Annotated in this window: 19 protein-coding genes; 8 read left to right on the top strand and 11 right to left on the bottom strand. The window is 72.0% G+C overall.

Translation table 11 applies throughout. The annotated features are described in order from the left end of the window. The first annotated feature begins 81 nt into the window (after nt 1-81). The 5 genes from LCN96_RS34235 to LCN96_RS34255 are packed head-to-tail and all read left to right on the top strand — an operon-like array spanning nt 82 to nt 6,690. Nucleotides 82-1,224, top strand: coding sequence for an ABC transporter substrate-binding protein (locus LCN96_RS34235; RefSeq protein ID WP_225266561.1), 1,143 nt, complete (start codon nt 82-84; stop codon nt 1,222-1,224). A gap of 1 nt (nt 1,225) precedes the next feature. Further along, complete coding sequence (locus tag LCN96_RS34240; RefSeq protein ID WP_225266562.1) at nt 1,226-2,095, top strand: branched-chain amino acid ABC transporter permease; 870 nt, start codon at nt 1,226-1,228, stop codon at nt 2,093-2,095. Then, on the top strand, nt 2,092-3,900 hold the full coding sequence (locus tag LCN96_RS34245) for a branched-chain amino acid ABC transporter ATP-binding protein/permease (RefSeq protein WP_225266563.1): 1,809 nt from the start codon (nt 2,092-2,094) through the stop codon (nt 3,898-3,900). The genes LCN96_RS34240 and LCN96_RS34245 overlap by 4 nt, the downstream gene beginning before the upstream one ends. Then, nucleotides 3,897-4,610 (top strand): ABC transporter ATP-binding protein, encoded by a 714-nt coding sequence (locus tag LCN96_RS34250; protein ID WP_225266564.1) that lies wholly within the window; start codon nt 3,897-3,899, stop codon nt 4,608-4,610. The genes LCN96_RS34245 and LCN96_RS34250 overlap by 4 nt, the downstream gene beginning before the upstream one ends. A 13-nt stretch (nt 4,611-4,623) precedes the next feature. Further along, nucleotides 4,624-6,690, top strand: coding sequence for an outer membrane protein assembly factor BamB family protein (locus LCN96_RS34255; protein WP_225266565.1), 2,067 nt, complete (start codon nt 4,624-4,626; stop codon nt 6,688-6,690). Here the strand turns inward: LCN96_RS34255 and LCN96_RS34260 are convergent. The 4 genes from LCN96_RS34260 to LCN96_RS34275 form a co-directional block, all read right to left on the bottom strand. Further along, nucleotides 6,680-7,453 carry an N-acyl homoserine lactonase family protein gene (locus LCN96_RS34260; protein ID WP_225266566.1) on the bottom strand — a complete coding sequence of 258 codons (774 nt, stop codon included), beginning with the start codon at nt 7,451-7,453 and terminating at the stop codon, nt 6,680-6,682. The two genes, LCN96_RS34255 and LCN96_RS34260, sit on opposite strands and share 11 nt — an antisense overlap. Continuing rightward, nucleotides 7,450-8,757: an MFS transporter gene (locus LCN96_RS34265; protein WP_311131988.1), complete on the bottom strand. Its 1,308-nt coding sequence runs from the start codon at nt 8,755-8,757 to the stop codon at nt 7,450-7,452. The genes LCN96_RS34260 and LCN96_RS34265 overlap by 4 nt, the downstream gene beginning before the upstream one ends. Before the next feature lie 89 nt (nt 8,758-8,846). Beyond that, on the bottom strand, nt 8,847-10,646 hold the full coding sequence (locus LCN96_RS34270) for a bifunctional sugar phosphate isomerase/epimerase/4-hydroxyphenylpyruvate dioxygenase family protein (RefSeq protein ID WP_225266567.1): 1,800 nt from the start codon (nt 10,644-10,646) through the stop codon (nt 8,847-8,849). Nucleotides 10,647-10,657: 11 nt separating this feature from the next. Further along, nucleotides 10,658-11,503: a shikimate dehydrogenase gene (locus LCN96_RS34275; protein WP_225266568.1), complete on the bottom strand. Its 846-nt coding sequence runs from the start codon at nt 11,501-11,503 to the stop codon at nt 10,658-10,660. A 141-nt stretch (nt 11,504-11,644) separates the two neighbouring features. Here LCN96_RS34275 and LCN96_RS34280 point away from each other — a divergent pair, with 141 nt between their 5' ends. Both LCN96_RS34280 and LCN96_RS34285 read left to right on the top strand, forming a co-directional pair. Continuing rightward, nucleotides 11,645-13,654, top strand: a complete 2,010-nt coding sequence (locus LCN96_RS34280; RefSeq protein ID WP_225266569.1) for an oxidoreductase — start codon at nt 11,645-11,647, stop codon at nt 13,652-13,654. A 137-nt stretch (nt 13,655-13,791) separates the two neighbouring features. Beyond that, nucleotides 13,792-15,225, top strand: a complete 1,434-nt coding sequence (locus tag LCN96_RS34285) for an alpha/beta hydrolase domain-containing protein (protein WP_225266570.1) — start codon at nt 13,792-13,794, stop codon at nt 15,223-15,225. Here LCN96_RS34285 and LCN96_RS34290 read toward each other — a convergent pair. The 7 genes from LCN96_RS34290 to LCN96_RS34320 form a co-directional block, all read right to left on the bottom strand. After that, nucleotides 15,217-15,606, bottom strand: a complete 390-nt coding sequence (locus tag LCN96_RS34290) for a hypothetical protein (RefSeq protein WP_225266571.1) — start codon at nt 15,604-15,606, stop codon at nt 15,217-15,219. The two genes, LCN96_RS34285 and LCN96_RS34290, sit on opposite strands and share 9 nt — an antisense overlap. Then, the gene (locus LCN96_RS34295) at nt 15,603-15,974 is read right to left on the bottom strand and encodes an SgcJ/EcaC family oxidoreductase (protein ID WP_225266572.1); all 372 of its coding nucleotides are present in this window, start codon (nt 15,972-15,974) and stop codon (nt 15,603-15,605) included. Before LCN96_RS34295 ends, LCN96_RS34290 begins: the two co-directional genes overlap by 4 nt. 121 nt (nt 15,975-16,095) lie before the next feature. Next, nucleotides 16,096-16,698: a PadR family transcriptional regulator gene (locus LCN96_RS34300; protein ID WP_225266573.1), complete on the bottom strand. Its 603-nt coding sequence runs from the start codon at nt 16,696-16,698 to the stop codon at nt 16,096-16,098. Nucleotides 16,699-16,779: 81 nt separating this feature from the next. Further along, nucleotides 16,780-17,208, bottom strand: coding sequence for a PPOX class F420-dependent oxidoreductase (locus LCN96_RS34305; RefSeq protein WP_225266574.1), 429 nt, complete (start codon nt 17,206-17,208; stop codon nt 16,780-16,782). 113 nt (nt 17,209-17,321) lie between these two features. Continuing rightward, nucleotides 17,322-17,732 (bottom strand): STAS domain-containing protein, encoded by a 411-nt coding sequence (locus tag LCN96_RS34310; RefSeq protein WP_225266575.1) that lies wholly within the window; start codon nt 17,730-17,732, stop codon nt 17,322-17,324. Nucleotides 17,733-17,850: 118 nt separating this feature from the next. Beyond that, a complete protein-coding gene (locus tag LCN96_RS34315) occupies nt 17,851-19,065 on the bottom strand; it encodes an MFS transporter (RefSeq protein ID WP_225266576.1) in 1,215 nt (404 codons plus the stop codon). A gap of 89 nt (nt 19,066-19,154) precedes the next feature. Beyond that, complete coding sequence (locus LCN96_RS34320; RefSeq protein ID WP_225266577.1) at nt 19,155-20,018, bottom strand: SDR family oxidoreductase; 864 nt, start codon at nt 20,016-20,018, stop codon at nt 19,155-19,157. A 267-nt stretch (nt 20,019-20,285) separates the two neighbouring features. On the opposite strand from LCN96_RS34320, the gene LCN96_RS34325 reads away from it, so the two are divergent. Continuing rightward, the gene (locus LCN96_RS34325) at nt 20,286-21,059 is read left to right on the top strand and encodes an RNA polymerase sigma factor SigF (RefSeq protein WP_225266578.1); all 774 of its coding nucleotides are present in this window, start codon (nt 20,286-20,288) and stop codon (nt 21,057-21,059) included. The last annotated feature ends 24 nt before the right edge of the window (nt 21,060-21,083 follow it).

Below are 21,083 nucleotides of genomic sequence, written 5' to 3' on the forward strand. Positions count from 1 at the left end.
ATTCCCTCAGCCTGTCCCGTCGCTTATAACGAACGTACTAGTCCGTGAATTAACTCTCACCCACCCCCCTAGAGGTGAACCGTGCATTTCACGAGATTCTCCATCGCAGCCGCGGCCCTGATAGCGCTCGCCGCCTGCGCCCCGCCCGGCCAGCAGGCCGAGTCGGGCGCCACCGCCACCGGCCCCATCAAGATCGCGAACGTCAACGCGCAGAGCGGCCAGCTCAGCTCGCTCGGCCAGTGGGAGCACAAGGGCGTCAAGCTCGCCATCGAGGAGGCCAACAAGGCCGGCGGCGTCGACGGCCGCCAGATCCAGCTCGACCTGTTCGACAGCCAGGGCGACCCCACCGTCGGCACCAACGTGGCCAGGAAGATCGCCGCCGAGGGCTACATCGCGATGCTCGGCACCGCCGAGAGCGCCGTCACCCTGGCCATGGCGCCCATCCTCAAGGACGCCAAGATCCCGAACATCACCTCCGGCCAGTCGCCCAAGCTCGCCGACCTGGGCAGCCCCTTCCTCTTCCTCAACGCGCCCACCAGCGTCACCTTCGACGAGACGCTCGCCAAGTACCTCGTGGACGACAAGGGCATGAAGAAGATCGCGCTGATCAGCAACAACGGCGCCTACGGCTCCGGCGAGCACGACGCGTTCCTCAACTCGCTCAAGACCAGGAACATCACCCCGTCCGCCGACGAGGTCGTCACCCCCGACCAGAAGGACTTCAACGCCAACCTCGCCAAGATCCGCGAACAGGACCCCGAGGTGCTGTTCATCGGCGCCGAGGAGGTGCAGTCGGGGCTGATCGCCAAGCAGGCCCGCGAGCTGGGCATCAAGGCCGTCTTCGCCGGCGGCGCCCCGGTCGGCACCGACGTCTACGCCACCACCGCCGGCCTGAAGAACGCCGAGGGCACCATCGTCAGCTCCCCCTACCTGAGCAACGAGGCCACCCCCGAGATCAAGGCGTTCGCCGAGAAGTACAAGGCCGCCTACAACGAGGACGCCCGCATGCACGTCGCCAAGGCCTACGACGGCGCGTCCATCCTCATCGAGGCGCTCAAGCAGACCGACGGCGAGGGCGGCCAGAAGCTCGCCGACGCCATCCGCGGCGTCAAGCGCGCCGGGCTGCTCGGCACCTACAACTACGACGCCAACGGCGTCGGCATCCACGAAACCAAGATCGGCCTGGTCAAGGACGGCAAGGTCGTGCCCGAGGCCGCGAGCTGACGTGCAGGTCTTCCTTCAGACCCTGATCGGCGGGGTCACGTTCGGAGCGGTGTACGCGCTGGTGGCGATGGGCTTCTCGATCGTCTACCGCACCATGGGCCTGGTGAACTTCGCCCACGGCAGCGTCGTCATGATCGGCGCGTACGCCGCCTCCACCTTCTACATGGCCAGCAAGCTGCCGTTCGCGGTGGCCGTCGTGGTCGCGATCGCCGTCACCGCGCTGATCGGCCTGGTCATCGAGCGGTTCCTGCGCCCGCTGGAGAACAAGGACTTCACGCTGATGCTGATCGGCACCATCGGCTTCGGCGCGGTGCTGGAGGCGGGCGCGGTCCTCATCTGGGGCGCGACCGGGCACGCCGTGCCGTCCCCGGTCGCCACGGGGCCGATCGACGTGGCCGGGATCCGCATCCCGACCTACAGCCTGCTGGTGATCGCCGTGGCCGCCGCCGCGACGGGCCTGCTGGCCCTGTTCCTGCAGCGCACCAAGCGGGGCGCGGCCATGCAGGCGGTCGCCATGGACCACCAGGCCGCCACCGCGGTCGGCATCCACGTCGGCCGCAGCAACGCCATGGCCTTCGCCATCGGCGCCGGCCTGGCCGCCCTGGCGGGCAGCCTCATCGGGCCCATGCTGTACGTGAACCCGACCATGGGCGGCACCCTGGGCATCAAGGGCTTCGCGGCGGCCATGCTCGGCGGCTTCGGCAGCATGCCCGGCGCGATCGTCGGCGGCCTGGCCTTCGGCCTGCTCGACTCCTTCGCCGCGGGCAACTTCCAGGAGTACTCCGAGCTGGTCACGTTCCTGGTCTTCGCCGTCATCGTGATGATCCGCCCCACCGGCATCTTCGGAGAGGCAACGGTGAACCGCGCATGAAACGACTGGCGCTCATCGGCATCGCCGCGGTCGCGGCCTGGCTGCTGCCCTACGGCCTGGGCGGGTACGCCATCCACGTCGCCGACGTCGCGATCATCTTCGCGATCCTGGCCATCGGGCTCGGCCTGACCATGGGGGTGGCCGGGCAGATCAATCTGGCCCAGGTCGCCTTCTTCGGCGTCGGCGCGTACACGGTGGCCATCCTGACCACCGAGGCCGGGCTCGGCTTCTGGACCGCCTCCGCGCTGGCCGTGCTCACCGCCGTGGTGTTCGGCGTGCTGACCGGGATCCCGGCGCTGCGCATGCAGTCGCACTACCTGGGCATCGTCACGCTCGGGCTGGCGCTGGCCTTCACCAACTGGGTGACCAACTCCACGATCGCCGGCCGCGCCGAGGGCATCAGCGACCTCCCGGTGCCGCCGATGTTCGGCATCGACCTGTCCAGCGGCTACCTGTTCTACTACGTCGAGCTGGTCGTGTTCGCGATCGCGCTGGCGTTCGCGCTGCTGGTGACCCGCTCGCCGCTGGGCCGGCGGCTGCGCGCGATGCGCGACGACGACCTGGCGGCCGGGGCGCTGGGCGCGGAGATCCCGCTGCTGCGGATGACCGCGTTCGTGCTGTCCGGCCTGTACGGCGGGCTGGCCGGCGTGCTGTACGCCGGGCTGATCCGCTTCGTCGCCCCCGAGTCCTTCAACATCGCCAACATGTTCCTGCTGCTCGCCATGGTGATCATCGGCGGGCGGAGCAGCATCCTGGGCTGCGTCGTCGGCGCGGTCGCGCTGTCGCTGGTCAGGGAGGCGCTGCTGGACGCCTCGGGTTACGCGCAGCTCGGCTACGGCCTGGTCGTGGTGCTGGTCGTGGTGTTCGCGCCGAAGGGCCTTGCGGGCCTGCCCGGGCAGATCCGGGCGCTGCTGCGCGGGCGGCAGGGCGGCTCGCGGGCCCAGCTCGGCGCGTTCCGGCCGTACGAGCCGGCGCCCGCCGCCACCGAGGAGGGCGTCGCGCTGGACGTGCGCGAGGTGACCAAGCGGTTCAAGGGCCTGGTGGCGCTGGACAAGGTGTCGCTCACCGTGCCCACCGGCCAGATCCGCGGCATCGTCGGGCCGAACGGCTCGGGCAAGACCACGTTGTTCAACGTGATCAGCGGCTTCTACGACCCCACCGAGGGGACGGTGGCCCTGGGCGGGCGCGAGGTGACCGGGCTGGCGCCGTACCGGCTGTCGCTGCGCGGCGTGGCCCGCACGTTCCAGAACCTGCGCCTGTTCGAGGACCTCAGCGTGCGCGAGAACCTCCTGCTCGCGCTGGACCGCACCCGCACCACCTGGATCTGGCGCTATCCGGTCCTGCCGTGGAAGGTGCTGGGCTACGACCGGGCGCTGCATCGGAGGACCGCGGAGCTGCTCGACCGCTTCGGGCTGGCCGAGGTCGCCGACGCCGAGCCGCGCTCGCTGCCGTACGGCATCCAGCGCCGCATCGAGCTGGCCCGCGCCATGGCCATGTCCCCGGAGCTGCTGCTGCTCGACGAGCCCGCCGCCGGGCTCAACGGGGAGGAGGTGCGGCAGCTCGCCGACATCGTCCGCTCCATCAGGGACTCCGGCGTCACCGTGATCATCATCGAGCACAACATGGGGCTGGTCATGTCGCTGTGCGACCAGGTCACCGTCCTGTCCAGCGGCAGGGTGATCGCCGACGGCCCGCCGGCCGAGGTCGCCGTGCACCCGGACGTCGTCGCCGCCTATCTCGGCGACTCCATGGCCGCGCCGACCGAGGAGAGCGCCGAAGCCGCCGTCGAGGAGGCCACCCGATGACATCCGCTGGGAGCACACTCGCCGTCGAAGGGCTGTCGGTGCACTACGGCGGCGTGCGCGCCGCCCACGACGTCTCCTTCACCGTCGAGCCGGGCCAGTCGCTCGGCATCATCGGCGCCAACGGCGCGGGCAAGACCTCCACCCTCAAGGCCGTCATGGGCCTGGCCCCCCGCCAGGCCACCGCCATCCGCTTCGGCGAGCACGACCTGCTGCGCGCCCCCGCCCACACCCTGGTGCGGCACGGCATCGGCTACGTGCCGGAGGGCAGGCACGTCTTCCCCGGGCTCACGGTGGAGAAGAACCTGCTGCTCGGCGCGTACACCAGCAGCTGGAAGCGCACCCCGATCGACGAGGTGTACGAGCTGTTCCCGGTGCTGGGCGAGATGCGCGGCCGGCTGGCCGGCGCGCTGTCGGGCGGGCAGCAGCAGATGCTGGCCGTCGGCCGGGCGATGATGTGCCGGCCCAAGGTGATGCTGCTGGACGAGCCGTCGATGGGCCTGTCGCCCAAGCTGGTCGCCGACATCGCCGCCGCGCTGAAGAAGCTCAACGCCGCCGGCCTGGCCATCCTGCTCGTCGAGCAGAACGCCAAGCTCACCTTCGACGTCACCACCACCTGCCTGGTCATGGAGAACGGCGAGATCGCCGCCAGCGGCACCTCGGCGGAGCTGAGCAACGACCCGCAGGTCCGGCGCATCTATCTGGGTTTGTGAGGAGAGGATGGTCATGGTCCGTCGCAGAGAGTTACTCGCGGGCGCCGTCGCCGCCGTCGCGCTCGCCGGAGCGGGCCAGCGCCCCGCCGCCGCGCTCACCCGGCGCGCCGACCGCGACTTCCCCAAGGTCGGCGGGAACCTGGCGAACCAGAACTACACCGCGCTGCGCGGCGTGCACCGGGGCAACGTCAGGCGGCTGCGCGGCGCGTGGGTGAACGACATCGAGGGCGGGCTGGGCGCCGGCAACAGCCAGAGCACCGCCGTGGCCGTGGACGGCGTGCTGTTCATCGAGTCGGCCCTGGGCAACGTCGTCGCGGTGGACGGCCGTACCGGGGCGACGATCTGGAAGTACGAGCAGACGCGCGGCGCGGTCACCCGCCGCGGCGTCGGGGTCGGCGGCGGCCGGGTCTACACCTGCGCCAACGACAACTGGCTGATCGCCCTGGACCAGCGGACCGGCCAGGTGGTCTGGGAGCGGCAGCACAACGGGTACGGCAACCTGGAGAAGGTCGCGGTCACCTACCACGACGGCATGCTCTACTGCGGCACCAACGACGGCCCGCGCGGCGCGGCGCTCGCCTTCGACGCCGCGACCGGCGACCTGGTGTGGCACTTCTGGGGCACGGCCGCCCCCGGCCAGATCGGCGGCGACACCTGGGAGGGCGACTCCTGGCAGGTCGGCGGCGCCACGCCGTGGATGCACTGCGCGATCGACGCGGAGCTGGGGCTGGTCTACTGGACGTTCGGCAACGCCAGGGGCAGCAAGTCGTCGCAGGACGGCTCCGAGCGCGGCGGCCAGAACCTGTTCGCCAACTCGATCGTGGCCATGGACCTGAAGACCGGCGCCTACCGGTGGCACTTCCAGTCCATCCACCACGACATCTGGGACATGGACAACGTCATGGCGCCCGTCCTGCTGGACGCGCGCGTGCGGGGCCGGCTGCGCAAGCTGGTCGTGTACGGCAGCAAGACCGGCATGTACTACATCCTCGACCGCGCGGACGGCTCGGCCCCGCTGGGCATCGACGAGCTGCCGGTCCCGCAGGAGCCCCGGCAGAAGACGTGGCCGACGCAGCCGTTCCCGCGCCAGGGCGGCTGGACCGAGCTGCGGCCCGTGTGGCAGCCGCTCGGCACCGAGGTCCCCGGCCTGCCGCACCGGGCCGTGCCGAACTACAAGCTCGGCTCCCTCTACACACCCCACTGGGACGAGCCGATCCTCACCATCCCCGGCCACGGCGGCGGCGCCGACTGGAACCACCAGTCCTACAGCCACAGCACGCGCCTGGTCTACACCGGGTTCGGCTACGTGGCCGCGGCGCACTCGCTGACCGAGTCGTCGAACGGGCTGCGCCCGCCCGGCGAGTACATGACCGGCGGCGTGGTGGCCGTGGACCCCTCCACGAACCGCGTGCGGTGGAGGCGGAACCTGCCGTACTCGCTGGCGCACGGCAACGGCATCCTCACCACCGCCTCCGACCTGCTGTTCATCGGCCAGCCTGACGGCAACCTGCTCTGCCTGGACGCGCGTGACGGGCACGAGCTGTGGCGCTGGCAGACGGGGGCCGCCGTGAGCAGCAGCCCCATCGCCTACGAGATCGACGGCGAGCAGTACCTGGCGGTCTACGCCGGCGGCACCGGCATCCCGTACGGCAACTCGGCACCGCGCGGCGACCACCTGTGGGCGTTCAAGCTGGGCGGCGGCGTCCCGCCCGCCGCCACCCCGCCCCCGCCCGTGGTGCGCCGCCCGGTCTCGGGCCAGCCGGTGGACGGCGCCACGGTGGGCAACACGGTCGTGCTCGCCCGCGTCTACGAGGGCGGGCAGGTCGGCGCGGTGGAGTCCACGGCCGTCAACGCCATGGCCCCCACCCACCTGCGGGTGCCGGTGGGCACCACGGTCACCTTCGTCAACCCGCCCGGCAACGTGCACGTGCACGGCGCCACCCAGTTCTTCGAGGGGCTGTTCGACGTCCGGCTCAAGCCGGGTGAGTCGTTCCGGTACACCTTCACCAAGCCGGGCGAGTACTTCTTCAACGACTCCTACAGCCCGCGACCGACGGGCAAGATCGAGGTCACGGGCTGATCACCGCGACGTCGGGGCTGCGCAGCGGGAACCGCTCGAGCACCAGCGGGTCATGGCCGGCGACCACCAGCTCGGGGCCGCCGGCCAGCTCCCTGATGCGGTCGAAGGCGCCGTACATGCCGGGCATGCTGTGCAGGATCGGGAAGGGGCGGTCGCTCTCGATGTTCTCGTAGAAGTGGCTGGCGTCGGAGGCCAGCACGACGTGGCCGCGGGCGGTGGCGACCCGCACCACCTGCATGCCGGCGGTGTGCCCGCCTACCAGGTGCACGCTGAGGCCGGGCGTCACGAACGCGTCGCCGTCCACCACGAGCGCCCGCCCGTCCTTCCTGGCGGCGGTCAGGCAGGCGAGGTCGTCGTCGTTGAGCAGCCAGCGCTCGCGGGCGATCCGCTCGGCCCACGGGCCGCTCCAGTAGTCCAGCTCGGCCTGCTGGACGACGTAGCGGGCGCGCGGGAAGTCTCGGGCGGTGCCGGTGTGGTCGTAGTGCAGGTGGGTGAGCACCACGTGGCCGACCGACTCGGCGGCGATGCCCAGCTCGGCCAGGGCCTCGACGGGCGAGCAGCGGTAGTCCAGGCCCTCGACGCGGGCCGCCCGCCCGGGGGCGATCCCGGTGTCGATCACCACCGTGTGCTCGCCGGAGACGGCCGCCCAGACGTAGTAGGACGTCGGGTGGGAGCGCTCGCCGCCGGGCTCGTAGCCGTGGAAGTGCTCGCCGCGCCGGGCGTCGCGCTGGGCGTAACGCACGGCGTACACGCGGTAGGTCATGCCTTCACTCGTTCGGGGAGCTTGAGCCCGAGCTGCTCGGTCGGCACCTGGTAGGTCTCCCTGGCGGTCGCGACGGCGGCCACGTTGATCAGGCAGACGACCGCGGTGATGATCGAGACGCCGAGCCAGCTCTCCGGGCCGGTGCCGGCGACGGCGGTGGCCACCGTGGGGGCGAACCCGGCGATGGCGAAGCCGATCTGGGTGCCGATCGCCATGCCGGACAGGCGGACCCGGGTGGTGAACATCTCGCCGTAGAAGGACGGCCACACGGCGCTGGTGGCGCTGTGCACGACGCCGAACATGAGGATGCCGGCCAGGAAGATCAGCACGTAGCTGCCGGCGGAGATCGACCACAGGTAGGCGAACATCAGCACCGCGCAGCCGAGCGAGCCGCCGATGAAGACCGGCTTGCGGCCGACCCGGTCCGACAGCTTGCCCCACAGCGGGATCGTGATGACCGCCGCGACGTTGGCCAGCACGCCGACCCAGAGCATCGGGCTGCGTTCCAGGCCCATCGTGTTGACCGCGTACGACAGGGCGTGCACGGTGAAGATCGTGCTGACCGAGGCGATGATCGCGCACACGACCACGCGCAGCACGTCCCGCCACTGCTCGCGGAAGAGCACGGCGAGCGGCATCTTGGCGACGGTGTTGGTGGCGACCTCCTGCTCGAAGGCGGGCGTCTCCTCCAGCGTACGGCGGATGACGACGCCGACCACGGCCACGATGACGCTCAGCCAGAACGGCACCCGCCAGCCCCAGGTCAGCAGCTGCTCCTCGGGGAGCGCGGCGATCGGCAGGAAGATGGCGGTGGCGATGATCTGGCCGGCCTGGGTGCCGTTGAGCGTGAAGCTGGTGTAGTAGGCGCGCCTGCCCTCGGGGGCGTGCTCCAGCGTCATGGAGTTGGCGCCCGCCTGCTCCCCTGAGACGGAGAAGCCCTGCATCAGGCGGAGCACCACGAGCAGGATCGGCGCCAGCAGGCCGACCTGGTCGTAGGTGGGCAGGCAGCCGACCAGGAACGTGGAGCCGCCCATCATCAGCAGCGTGGTGACCAGCACCCGCTTGCGGCCGAACTTGTCACCGATGTGACCCAGCACGAACGCCCCCACGGGCCTGGCCAGGTAGCCGACGCCGAACGTGGCCAGCGCGAGCAGCGTGCCGGTGGCGGGCGAGGAGGACGGGAAGAAAATCTTGTTGAAGACCAGCGCGGCGGCCGTGCCGTAGATGAAGAAGTCGTAATACTCCAAGGCGCTGCCGATCCAGGCAGCAACGGCCGCTTTGCGGGGTTTGCCCTGCACCGTCACAATTTGCTCCTCACGGTGACGTCGGGGGGTAGTGCGGTGACAGGAAACTAACTCACCGGTTCGTACATTACAAGGGTGTTGCCGCAGGATTAAGCACCCGCGTGCTGCACGGCGAGCCGGATGGGGGCGTTGCCGGCCCCGTACCCCTGGTAGCCGCCGATCCGCTGGACGAGCTCGAAGAACACCCGGCCCACCGTGACCGTGTAGAGGTGCAGGAACTCGCCGCCCCGGCCGTCGCGGTCGTAGAGCACGCCGAGGCGGCGCAGCTCGGGATCGACCTCGTAGCGGGCCTCCAGGTCGTCGTAGTAGTTGTCCGGGATGGGCAGCAGCAGGTCGGGGTGCTCCTCGCGGAGCCTGCGGGCCGTGCCCACGACGTCGTCGCAGGCCAGCGCGATGTGCTGCCAGGGGTGGTGGCCGGCGCCGACCTGGGCGATGTTCACCACCATCCGGACCGCGCCGTCGGGGGCCGACATCGCCTTGCTGCGCAGCAGGCCGTACGGGTCCGGCAGCTCCAGGCTCTCCTGCGGGCGCAGGCCGAGCACGCTGCGGTAGAACAGGGCGGCCTCGTCGAAGTAGTGCAGCGGCTGGGTGAGCGCCACGTGGTCGATGCGGGTGATGGCGCCCGCCACGGCCGCGCCCGGGCCGAAGTCGGCGAGCCAGGCGGTGTCGCAGAAGAAGATCTCGGTGCCGTCGGGGGCGGCGATCGCGTCCAGGGGGGCGTCCTCGGGGGCGCGCTCGCGGGGCAGGACGGGTGACAGCAGGGAGCCGGCGTGCTTGACGGCGCCGCCGGGATCGGGGCTGTCCAGGCCGATCGCGACCAGCGCCGGGCCGTCGTGCGCGGCCTGATCGCCGTCGGGGGCGGCCCCGCGGCCGTCGGTGGCGGCGCGGTCGCCGGCGGGCGCGGCCCGGTCGCCGGCGTTGAGCAGGAGCCGGGCCTCTCCCTGCGACCACAGCTCGACGGGCTTGCTCGCGTGCGTGCCCGTGCGGGCGAAGCCGAGCGCGCTCAGCAGCCCGCCGAGGGTGCCGGTGTCGGCCAGCTCGGCGAAGGCGAACCCGGCGGGCACGGCCGGATGCGCGGCGCCGTCCAGGCTCTGCTCCAGCGCGATGAGCGAGCGCATGCCGTCCAGCGCGGTGCGCTCCACGGACGCCTGCCGGAAGACGTCGTTGAACACCTCCAGCGACAGCGGCCCCGTGTACCCGGCCCGCAGCACGCTGGCGGTCAGCCCCGCCAGGTCGAAGTTGCCCTGCCCGGGGAAGCAGCGGTAGTGGCGGCTCCACTGCAGCACGTCCATGGCCAGCAGCGGCGCGTCGGCTAGCTGCAGGAAGAAGATCTTCTCGCCCGGGATGGCCTCGATGCCGATCGGGTCGGAGCCGCGCGACAGGATGTGGAAGCTGTCCAGGCAGGTGCCCAGGTTCGGGTGGTCGGCCATGCGCACGACGCGCCAGGCGTGCAGGTACTCGTTGACGTGCCGCCCCCAGGCCAGCGCCTCGTAGGCGATGCGCACGCCGTGCTCGGCGGCCCGCTCGGCCAGCAGCCGCAGCTGCTCGGCGGCCAGCTCGTCGTCGCCGATCGCGGCCGGGGAGACGTTCGAGCAGACCAGCAGCAGGTCCGCGCCGAGCCGCTCCATCACCCTGAACTTGCGCTCGGCCCGCCGCAGGTTGCCGGCGAGCACGTCGGCCGGCACCGCCTCGAAGTCACGGAAGGGCTGGTAGAGGTCGATGCCGAGGCCCAGGTCGGCCGCTCTGGCCCGGATCTCCTCCGGTGACAGCGGGCAGGCCAGCAGGTCGTTCTCGAAGATCTCCACCCCGTCGAACCCGGCGGCGGCGATCGACTCGAGCTTCTCCGTGAGGGTTCCGCTCACCGACACGGTGGCGATGGACTTGCGCACGGTTCCTCCTTCTAGACGGCGATGAGATCGGTCAGGTGGGCGAACATCCGCTCGGCGTCCGGTTCCCTGCCGGTGAACAGCCTGAACGCGTGCACGGCCTGGAAGACGACCATGCCGCCGCCGTCCAGCGTGCGGCAGCCGATCGCCCTGGCCTGCTTGAGCAGCTCGGTCTCCAGCGGGCGGTAGACGATGTCGGCCACCCACAGGCCGGGGTGCAGCAGCTCGGCGGGCAGCGGCAGGCCGGGATGGTGAGCCATGCCGGTCGGGGTGGCGTGCACCAGCCCGTCGGCCCCGGCCAGCAGCCCGGGCAGCTCGTCCGAGGTCGCGGGGCGGGCCCGGCCCGCGCCGAAGCGGGCGGCCAGCTCACCGGCCAGCGCGTCGGCCCGCGCCGGGTCCGCGTCGACCAGGGTGATCCGGTCGGCGCCCATCGTCAGCAGCGCGTGCGCCACCGCGGCTCCCGCGCCACCGGCGCCGAGCTGCACGATCCTGCGGGTGGGCACGTCGGGCAGGCCGCGGGCGAAGGACTCGGCGAAGCCCGTCCAGTCGGTGTTGTGGCCGATGGGGCGATCGCCGTCGAACACCACGGTGTTGACCGCGCCGAGCATGCGGGCGTCCGGTGACAGCTCGTCCAGGTGCGGGATGACGGCCTGCTTGCAGGGGTGGGTGATGTTGAGCCCGTCGTAGCCGAACGTGCGTGCCGTGCGGACCAGCTCGCCCACCTCGCCGCCCACCCGGTCGGTGTCGAGCAGCCGGTAGACGTAGTGCAATCCGTGGTGCACGGCCTCCTGCTCGTGCAGCGGCGGGCTCCAGGAGGGGCCGATGCCCGAGCCGATCAACCCGACCAGGAATGAGTCCATCACTTTTCCTTTCCAGCAGGTGCTGCGGTTTTCTTAATGTACGTACTAGTGAGTTAGCTGGCTAGACGTGCCCTTGACTTCGCGGGGGCGGCACCGCAACCTTGTGGACTATCTAGTCCGTACCATCAGGACGGAGCCCGCGTGCACCCCCCTCCCGTACCGGCCGTGGGCCGTCCCCTGACCCTGGGTCCCGTCCGGCTGCGCAACCGGTTCGTCGCGGCTCCCATGGAGCGCAACTACTGCGAGCCCGACGGCACCGCCACCGGCCGCTACGCCGCCTACCTCGGCCGCCGCGCGCACGGCGGCGCCGCGCTGGTCTTCGCCGAGGCCGCCTACGTCCGCGCGGACGGCAAGGGGCGGCACCGGCAGCTCGGCGTGGCCGCCGACGCGCACGTCGCCGGCCTGGCCCAGCTGGCCGGCGCCGTGCACGCGGGCGGCGCGTTGTTCGGCGTCGAGCTGAACCACGGTGGCCGCACCGCCCAGAGCGCGGTCAGCGGTCTCCAGCCGGTCGCGCCCTCCCCCGTCCCGTGCCTGCCCGCGGGTGGCGAGCTGCCCAGGCAGCTCGCGACGGGCGAGGTGTACGAGCTGGTCGAGGCGTACGCGGAGGGGGCGCGCCGCTGCCGGGACGCGGGCGTGGATGTGATCATGATTCACGGGGCGCACGGGTATCTCGTGCACCAGTTCCTCTCCCCCGCCTTCAACCTGCGGACCGACGAGTTCGCCGACCCTCTGCGCTTCCTCGGGCTGGTCGTCGAGGCCGTGCGCTCCCGGGCCGGGGGTGAGGTGGCCGTGGGGCTGCGGCTGTCCGCGCACGAGGGGTTCGAGGGCGGGCTGACGGCGGAGGACACGTTCGGGCTGATCTCGCGGGCCCGGCTGGAGCTGCTGGATTTTCTCGACGTCTCGGCCGGGTCGTACGAGGCCGGGCAGTGGATCATTCAGCCCGCCGAGTGGGAGCGGGGGCTGCTCGCGCCGTACGCCCGGAGGTACCGGGCGTTGGGGCTGCCGGTGGGGGTGGCGGGGCGGATCAGCACGCTCGAACGTGCGGAGGAGATCGTGGCGGGTGGCAGTGCCGACTTCGTGTCCCTGGCACGGGCCCTGCATGCCGAGCCCGACTTTCCGCGGCTCGCCCTCGCGGGGCGGTCGTATCGGCCGTGCATCGGCTGCAATCTGTGCATCGATCGGCTCGGCAGCGGTGAGGCGATCCCGTGCGCGGTGAATGCGGGGGCGGGGCGTGAGTACCTGAGCCTGGAGGGCATGCCGGCGAGATCGGTGGATGCGCCCGCTCGGCTCGTTGCTGCGCCCCCTCGGCTCGTTGCTGCGCCCGCGAGGAGGGGCACGGTGCTGGTGGTCGGGGCGGGCCCTGCCGGGCTGGAGGCCGCGCGGTTGCTGGCCGTTCAGGGGCAGCGGGTCGAGTTGCTGGAACGCGAGCAGCACGTCGGCGGCCGGCTGGCGCTCGCCGGGCGGCTGCGGACCTACCCGGAACACGACCGCCTCCTGCGGTGGTGCGCCGATGAGGTGGAGCGGCTCGGCGTGCGGGTGCGCACCGGCGTCACGGCCACCGAGGAGGAGCTGGCGCGGTACGAGGCGGACGCGATCGTGCTGGCCACCGGCGGCACCGCCCGCCTGCCCGACGTCCCCGGCATCCGGCTCCCCCACGTCCTCGACGTGCGCGACTGGCTCGCCCGCAGCCTGGACGTCCCCCGCACGTGCGTCGTCTGGGGCGCCGACCGGGAGGGCGTCGCCGTCTCGGACCACCTCGCCACCGGCGGGGCGGAGGTGCTGATCGTCGGCGAGCAGCCGAGCCTCGCGCCGGAGGTCGGGCGGCGCGCCAAGATCCTCATGGTGCCGCGCCTCACCGGCAACCCGAAGGTGCGCGTCATGCTGGAGTCCACGGTCGCGGCGATCGAGCCCGGGCGGGTGCTCGTGCGCTCCGGAGCCGAGGCCGCCTGGGTGCCCGCGCCGGGGCCGCTGCTGGTGTCCCAGGGGATCGTCCCGCGTACCGGGCTGCTCGCGGCCTGCCAGGCGCGGGGGCCGGCGCTCGGGGTGCACGTGATCGGGGACGCGGCGGGCGGCGGGTCGCTCCACCGGTGCTTCCTGGAGGCGGCGGAGGTGGCCGGCGTCATCGGGGCGGGACACGTCCAGGACTGGTGATTTCCCTGATGCCGGGGGTGGGGCGGTGGCCGAGACTGTCGTCGTCCCGCTGTTCGCGTGCCATGGACTCCTGGAGGACCGTCACCATGTCCGAACGACGCCGACCCTTACGCCTGCGTCCTGGCATCACGAGGAGCGTGCGGGCACCGGCCGCGCTGGTGCTCGCCGCCCTGGTGGTCACCTCGGCCCCGGCGCCGGCCTCCGCCTCCGCGCCGGCCTCCGCCTCCGCGCCGGCCTCCGCCTCCGCGCAGGCCGTGATGGCGCCCGCCGTCACCGAGATCCCGGCCGGCACGGGCAACGGCCACCCCGTGGGGGCCACCGTGGCCGGCCTGGCCGCCCGTGGCTACGAGGAGCGGGAGTTCCTGATGAGCGGGCGCGCCGACACCTTCCAGAAGGTCGGCGTCTGGACCAGCGGCGGCCAGTGGGGCGCCCGCGCCACCGGCACCGTCCAGGACTACACCACCCGCCTGCTGGTCGAGCGCCCCGCCGACCCGGCCAGGTTCAACGGCACCGTCGTGGTGGAGTGGCTGAACGTCAGCTTCGGCGTGGACATCGGCGTCGAGTGGTCCCAGTCCTACGAGCACTTCACCCGCGCCGGGTACGCCTACGTCGGCGTCACCACCCAGAAGGTCGGTGCCGACAAGCTCAGGAGCCTCGACCCCGCCCGTTACGGCCGGGTGTCGCTGGCCTCCGACGCGCTGTCGTACTCGATCTTCGCCCAGGCGGCCCAGGCGGTGCGGGCGGAAGCGGCGACGCTGCTGGGTACCGGAGCGCCCGCGAAGGTGCTGGCGGCGGGGCACTCCCAGTCGGCCGGGCGGCTGGCCACGTTCGCCAACGCGATCCAGCCGGTCGTCCCCGCCTACGACGGCTTCCTGATCCACGGGCGGGGCGCCGGGGCCGCGCCCATCGGTGACGGGGTGATCGCGCTGCCGCTCACCGCGCGGATCCGTACCGACACCGCGGTCCCCGTCCTCCAGGTGGAGTCGGAGACCGACGTCAGGACGTTCGCCGACGCCCGGCAGGCCGACGGCGCCCGCGTGCGGACGTGGGAGGTGGCCGGCACCTCGCACGCGGACGCGTACGGGCTGGCGCAGTACAACGCCCAGAACGCGCGCGACCGCGCCATCAACGACGGCCGGCCGATCTCCTGCGACCGGCCCGTCAACGCCATGACCTGGCGGTACGCCTCCAACGCCGCCTTCCACCACCTCGACCGGTGGGCGCGCGGCCTGGGCGCGCCGCCGGCGGGGCCGCAGATCAGCCTGCTGCTGGGCAGCGTCCGCCGCGACGGTGACGGCAACGCCCTGGGCGGGGTGCGGCTGCCCGACCTGGACGCGCCGCTGGCGGCGTACGCGCCCACGAACTCCGGCGGCGAGATCGCGGGGGCGTGCCTGCTGCTGGGGGCCACCACCGAGCTGAGCAGCGCCCGGATCCGGCAGCTCTACCCCACCCAGCAGGACTACGTCGTGGCGTTCACGAGGGCCGCCGACCGGGCGCTGGCGGCGGGGCACCTGCTGCCCGCCGACCACGCCGAGGCCGTCGCCCGCGCCCGCACCACCCCGCTAACCTGACGCGGACCGCACCCGGCCCTTCACCTTCGCGTGCAGCTCGGTGAACGCCTGCCGCGTCGTCCCGGCGAACCCGACGAACATCCGGTTGGCCAGCGGCACCGCCCACCGCATCCCCTGCGCCACGTTGAACACGCGGTGCACGAGCAACGCCCCCTGGGGGTGCGGCTCGACGCTCCATTCACCCCGGTACCACCATCCGCCCTGGATGGCGACGGTGTGACCGGCCACCTCGACGGTGGAGGTGTGCCCGGGAGCGTCTCGGACGGTGAAGCGGCCGGAGCGCCGGCCGTCGGGCAGCAGCTCGGCGGCCAGGGCGTCCCACACCCGGCCGGCGGGCGCCTCGACGACCGCCGCCACCTCGGTGAGCAGGGTCTTCCTCATCGGGACGCCACCCGCGTGTTCTGGAAGGAGGCGAAGCGCCAGCCCTCGGGCGTGCGGACGGCGGTGAGGGAGACGACGGAGTCACGCCGCCGGCCCTCCACCGCGGTGCCCCCGGCGGCGATCACCAGGGCCGCGCCGTCGGCGAGCGGCTTGACCGTGACGTCACCGGGCGCGGCCATGGTGGAGCCCTTGAGCGGCCCCTGGAAGAGCCACCGGTGCGTGGACTCGATGGCCGCCCGCCCCCGGGTGTGCGTGCCCTCGAAGGTGATGTAGTCGGCGTCCTCGGTGAAGACGGCCGCGTAGGCGGTGGCGTCGCCGTTGTTCCAGGCCTGGGCGAGGCGGGTCAGCAACTCGGTGATCTCGGACATGGCGCGACTCCTCGTCGGTTGCGGCGCCTATCCTGAGGTTGCGACTCCAGGCAGGGCAGGCGCCTTGTCTCGGATGTCCGGCCGCCGGGGTGTTGGCGCACCCCGGCGGCCGCTCTCGTGCTCACGGCTCGCCGAGCACCTGCTCCAGGAGCTCCTGTCTGACGGTGCTCGGCCAGTCGAGCTCGCCCGACTCCAGCCGGGCGATGAGCGCGCGCAGCCAGGCCAGCTCGGCCTCGCCGATCGCGCGCTCGTAGTCGACCTCGACCATCAGGACGTCGGGCAGGCCGCTGTCCCGCATGGCCTTCAGGTGGCCGCTCATCGCTGCCAGCCTGCCTTCGATCGTCGCGGCCCTGGTACGCAGGGCGCGCAACGCGTCGGGCACCGGCAGGACGCCGATCAGGGAGACGGCGGCGGTGAACGCCGGGCGCTCGGCCCCCGGGTTCTCCAGCAGCGCCCGGAGCCTGGTCGCCAGCTCCCGGCGGCCTTCGTCGGTGATCTCGTACACCGTGCGCTCCGGCCGGCGGCCCTGCCTGCTGGTCTCCACCGGCACGATCAGCTCCTCGCCGGCGAGCCGCTCGACCGCGTGGTAGAGGCTTCTGGGCAGCCCCGTCACGTAGTCCTTGTGCGTGTCGACGACGAGGCGGTGCAGCTCGTACGGGTGGCTGGCACGTACCGACAGCAGGGCCAGCACGGTGAGGCCGACCAGATCAGGACGCCGCGCCATGGTTCTCCCTTCCATATTGCAGTATGCACTATAGGACACAACCTGTCGCCATAGTGCAGACTGCAATATCTTCCGGGGCCGTCAGCGCAGGCTCTCGCCGTACACGTGCTCCACCCGCATCGCCATCAGCACCCTGCGGTCCGCCACCATCACCTCGCGGTACTCCGCCCAGTCGGGATGCTCCCCCGCCGCCTTGCGGTAGTAGCCGACCAGCGCCTCCACCTCGGGACCGTGCGGGTCGTCGCCCGGCCCGGTGAGCGTCACCGGGCCCTCGGCCGTCGCCCAGGCCCAGCCGTCGGCGCGGGTGACCTCCAGGGCGGCGCGCGGGTCGCGGCGCAGGTTCGCCGTCTTGGCGCGGCCGTCGGTCATCGAGACGTACAGGACGCCGGCCTCGCGGTCGTAGAAGGGCATGACCGGGGAGAGCTGGGGCAGCCCGTTCGCCTTGATCGTCGCCAGGACGCCCAGCCGGCTCCGCTCGATCAGCTCGTGCGGGTCGAACGCGGCCATCATCGCACCTCCGGGAGATGCACCGAGCAGGCGCAGGGAAGAGTCGTCATGGCGCTCATCGTCAACGCTCACACCGGTGTGAAGGTCAAGGCGCGCCGCGATCGGGCGCCGGGCGGCTACGCGGGCGCGGCGTCGCGGCCGAGCGCCCGGCGAACGGCCCCGGCCACGCCGGAGTGGATGTCCAGCCGCGACCACACCCCCGTGACCTGGAGCAGCCGGGCCGCGATGCCGTGAACCCCCGCCAGATGGAGGGTGCCGCCCTGTGCGTGCACCACGGCGTCGAGGTTCTCCAGCGCGCGCAGCCCGTTGCTGTCCATGAAGGTCAGCAGGCTGAGGTCGAGCACCAGCGGCTCACCCGGCACCAGGTGCCGCCGGACCTCGCTCTCCAGCCGGGCGGCGTTGGTCAGGTCCGCCTCGCCTCGCACGCTGACCAGCACGCCGCGCTCCAGGCGCCGGCATTCCGTCGTGAGAGGTGATGCGGCGGACTCCAGAAGGTCTGCGGGCAGATATACGGCGCGAACGTGCATGGCGTCCTTCTCAGGGCGTGGGAGGGGGTCTGGGCTCACTTCTCCTTCTGTGAAGGATAATGCCGGAAATATAACACCTGAAACCAACTTCGTATATCTGCCGAGGCCGCAGGGGTGCTCACCGGTCCGCCCGCGCGAGCCCCCGGATGGCGGGGACCGACAGCAGCAGCGCGGTGACGACCAGCACCATGGCCGAGGCCGTGAACAACATCGGCACCGTGCCCAGCACCAGCGCCAGCGGCCCTGCCAGCGCCTGGCCGACGGGCTTCATGACGAGCGAGCCGGCGGCGTCGTAGGCGTGCACCCGGCCGAGCATCTCCTGGGGGACGTGCGTCTGCACACTCGTGTGGAACATGACCACCCAGAACGTGCCGCCCATGCCGCCGATCGCGTAGCAGACGGCCAGCGCGGCGGGAGGCCATGCGAGCGCCACCCCGAGCGGCATGAGCGCGCAGCACGTCAGGGCCACGGCGCCGGCCCGCAGCGGGTACGCCGGCCTGATCCGCATCGCGGCCAGCCCGCCGAGCAGGTTCCCCACGCCCATCGCGGACATGATGAGCCCGAGGGCGGACGCGCCGTACAGGGTGACGATCGTGCTGTGGCCCAGGGTGAGCGTCGGGCCGGACGAGGTGGCCTGCCAGACGAACCAGATCACGATCACGCCCCACAGCCACGTCCGCGACCTGAACTCCCGCCACCCCACCAGCAGGTCGGTCCGGAACGTCGAGCCCTCCGCCCGCGCCTCGCCGCCCGCCGGGAGCCGCAGCAGGTACAGGCAGACGCCGCTGGCCGCGAACGTCGCCGCGTCGATCGCGAAGACCGCCCACGGCTCGGCCACGACCAGCAGCACCCCCGCCAGCGAGGGCGCCACCACGCTCATGAACGACTCCGAGACGCGCAGCGTGGCGTTGGCCCGCTGCACGTCCCCGGCGATGCGCGGGGTGATGCTGGCCACCCCGGGCTGGAAGGTGGCGCCGCCGGCGCCGACCAGCGCCAGCAGCACGAGCACCTGCCACAGCTCGGGGGTGCCCACGGCGAGGAGCAGGGCGAGCAGCGACTGGAAGACCAGGCGCACGACGTCCGAGATGATCATCATGCGCCGGGCGCCGAACCGGTCCGACAGGACGCCGCCCAAGACGATCAGGACGGCGAAGGGGCCCAGGTGGGCGGCCAGCGCGTAGCCGACCCCGCTGAGGCCGTACCCGGCGTGGATCATGGCGGCCGAGATGACCACGGGCAGCATGTAGTCACCCAGCAGGGACGTGCTGCGAGCCGCGAAGAACAGGCTGAAGTCGCGGTTCCAGAGCCGCTGCGCGCCCCGTGCCTCTAACACGGTGAGCCGCCCGGCGGGCGGGTCACCGGCATCCCCGTGTCCCCATTCGTCCAAATGATCACAGCGGGACAGCGGTGTCAAACCCCTCCTCAGCCGGCTCGGAAGGCGCCGGCGTGGTCGGCCACCCATTCGGCGTAGGTGCGCGCGGGCCGTCCGAGCGCCTGGTCCACCTCCTGCGTCACCACCTGCCGGTCCCCGTCGAGGTAGTGGGCGTACCTGGCCAGCAGCGCCCGCGCCCAGGGCTCGGGCAGCCCGCCGGCCACCAGGTGGGCGGCGACGGCCTGAGCCGGCACCTCCTCGAAACGCAGCGGCCTGCCGAGCTCCGCGGCGATCACCGCCACCATCTCCTCGTGCGACAGCGACTGCGGCCCGGTCAGCTCCAGCCGGCGATCGTCCAGCTCATCGGTGAGCAGCGCGCGGGCCGCGACGTCGGCCAGGTCGCGCTCGTCGAGCACGGGCTCGCGGAAGCGGGCGCAGGCGTAGCGCACGACGTCGCCGGCGCGGAGCTGGCTGCCCCACGCCTGCGCGGAGTTGCCCGCGAAGCTGCTCGCCCGCAGGCTGGTCCAGGTCAGGCCGCTGTCCATGGCGGCCTGCTCCGCCTCCCTGTTCCTGTCGCCGCGCCAGCGGGAGGGCTGCAGCTCGTCCGGGTCGTCGATGTTGATCGCCGACAGCGCCACCACCTTGCGGACGCCGTGCGCGGCGGCCACCTCCAGCAGCCGCCGCGCCGAGTCGCCGAACGAACGCGGGTGCAGGAAGACGGCCTCGGCGCCGTCGAAGCAGCCGGCCATCGTCTCGGGCCTGGACGGGTCCGCCTGGACGAGCTCGGCCGCGCCGGGCAGGGCGGCCCGCTCCGGCGTACGGCTCACGGCACGCACGCGGGCACCCGCGGCCAGCAGCCGCGGCACGACGAGCCGCCCGAAGGCGCCGGTGGCTCCGGTGACGAGAACGATCATGATGTTCCTCCCTTGGTCATGCCTCCTGAGAGGGACGGCGGGAGCGGGAACGTGACGCGCCACCGGCGGATGTGGCGCACGCCTCACCGGTTCCGCCGGTTGTAACCCTTTTGTGACCCATTTCGGGTGAAGGTTTGAAAAAACCGGGCATTCTTGATCTCGAAGTCCAGCAGAGGGCTTCGCCTCACGCGAATCACCTGAGCGTGCCTCTGCCTGGGCTTTTTCTGTCTTGGGCAGGGCCGCTGGCACCTTTCTTGGAGCAGTGACATGCCTGTCCTGAACATCGCATTCGAGCAGCTCACCGCCGAGGAACTGCTGGCCGACCTGGCCGACCCCCAGATCTCGGAGATGCACGCCGTTCGCATCCGCGAGCGGCTGGTGGAGATGCACGAGGGACTGGTCAGCGAGGTCACCCGCCGCTACCGGTACCGAGGCGAGCCCATGGAGGACCTGCGCCAGGCCGCGTACGTCGGGCTGATGAAGGCCGTCAACGGCTACGACCCCGAGCTCGGGCACGAGTTCAGGGGCTACGCCATGATCACCATGATGGGCGAGGTCAAGCGCCACTTCCGCGACCGCACCTGGGCCATCCGGGTGCCGCGGGTCTACCAGGAACGCCGCATCGAGCTCAACAAGGCCACCGCCGAGCTCACCCAGAAGCTGGGCCACTCCCCCACCGTGGCCGAGCTGGCCGAGAAGATGGGCATCTCCGAGGAGGACGTCCTGCTCGCGCTGGAGGCGTCCACCGCCTACAGCACCCTGTCGCTGGACGCCCCCGTCAGCAGCGGTGACGACGACGCCGCCGAGCTGAGCGACTTCGTGGCCGACCAGGACGCCTCCCTCGACACGCTGGTGGACCGGCACGCGGTCAAGCCCCTCATCGACGCCCTGCCGCCGCGCGAGAAGAACATCCTGCTCATGCGGTTCTACGGGAACATGACGCAGTCGGAGATCGCCCAGGAGTTCGGCATCTCGCAGATGCACGTCTCCCGCATCCTGCGCGCCGTCCTCACCAAGCTGCGCACGGCCCTGTCGGAGTGAGCCACGGTCCTTCAGGCCGAGGCC

Source organism: Nonomuraea gerenzanensis, assembly GCF_020215645.1.
Lineage (GTDB): Bacteria > Actinomycetota > Actinomycetes > Streptosporangiales > Streptosporangiaceae > Nonomuraea > Nonomuraea gerenzanensis.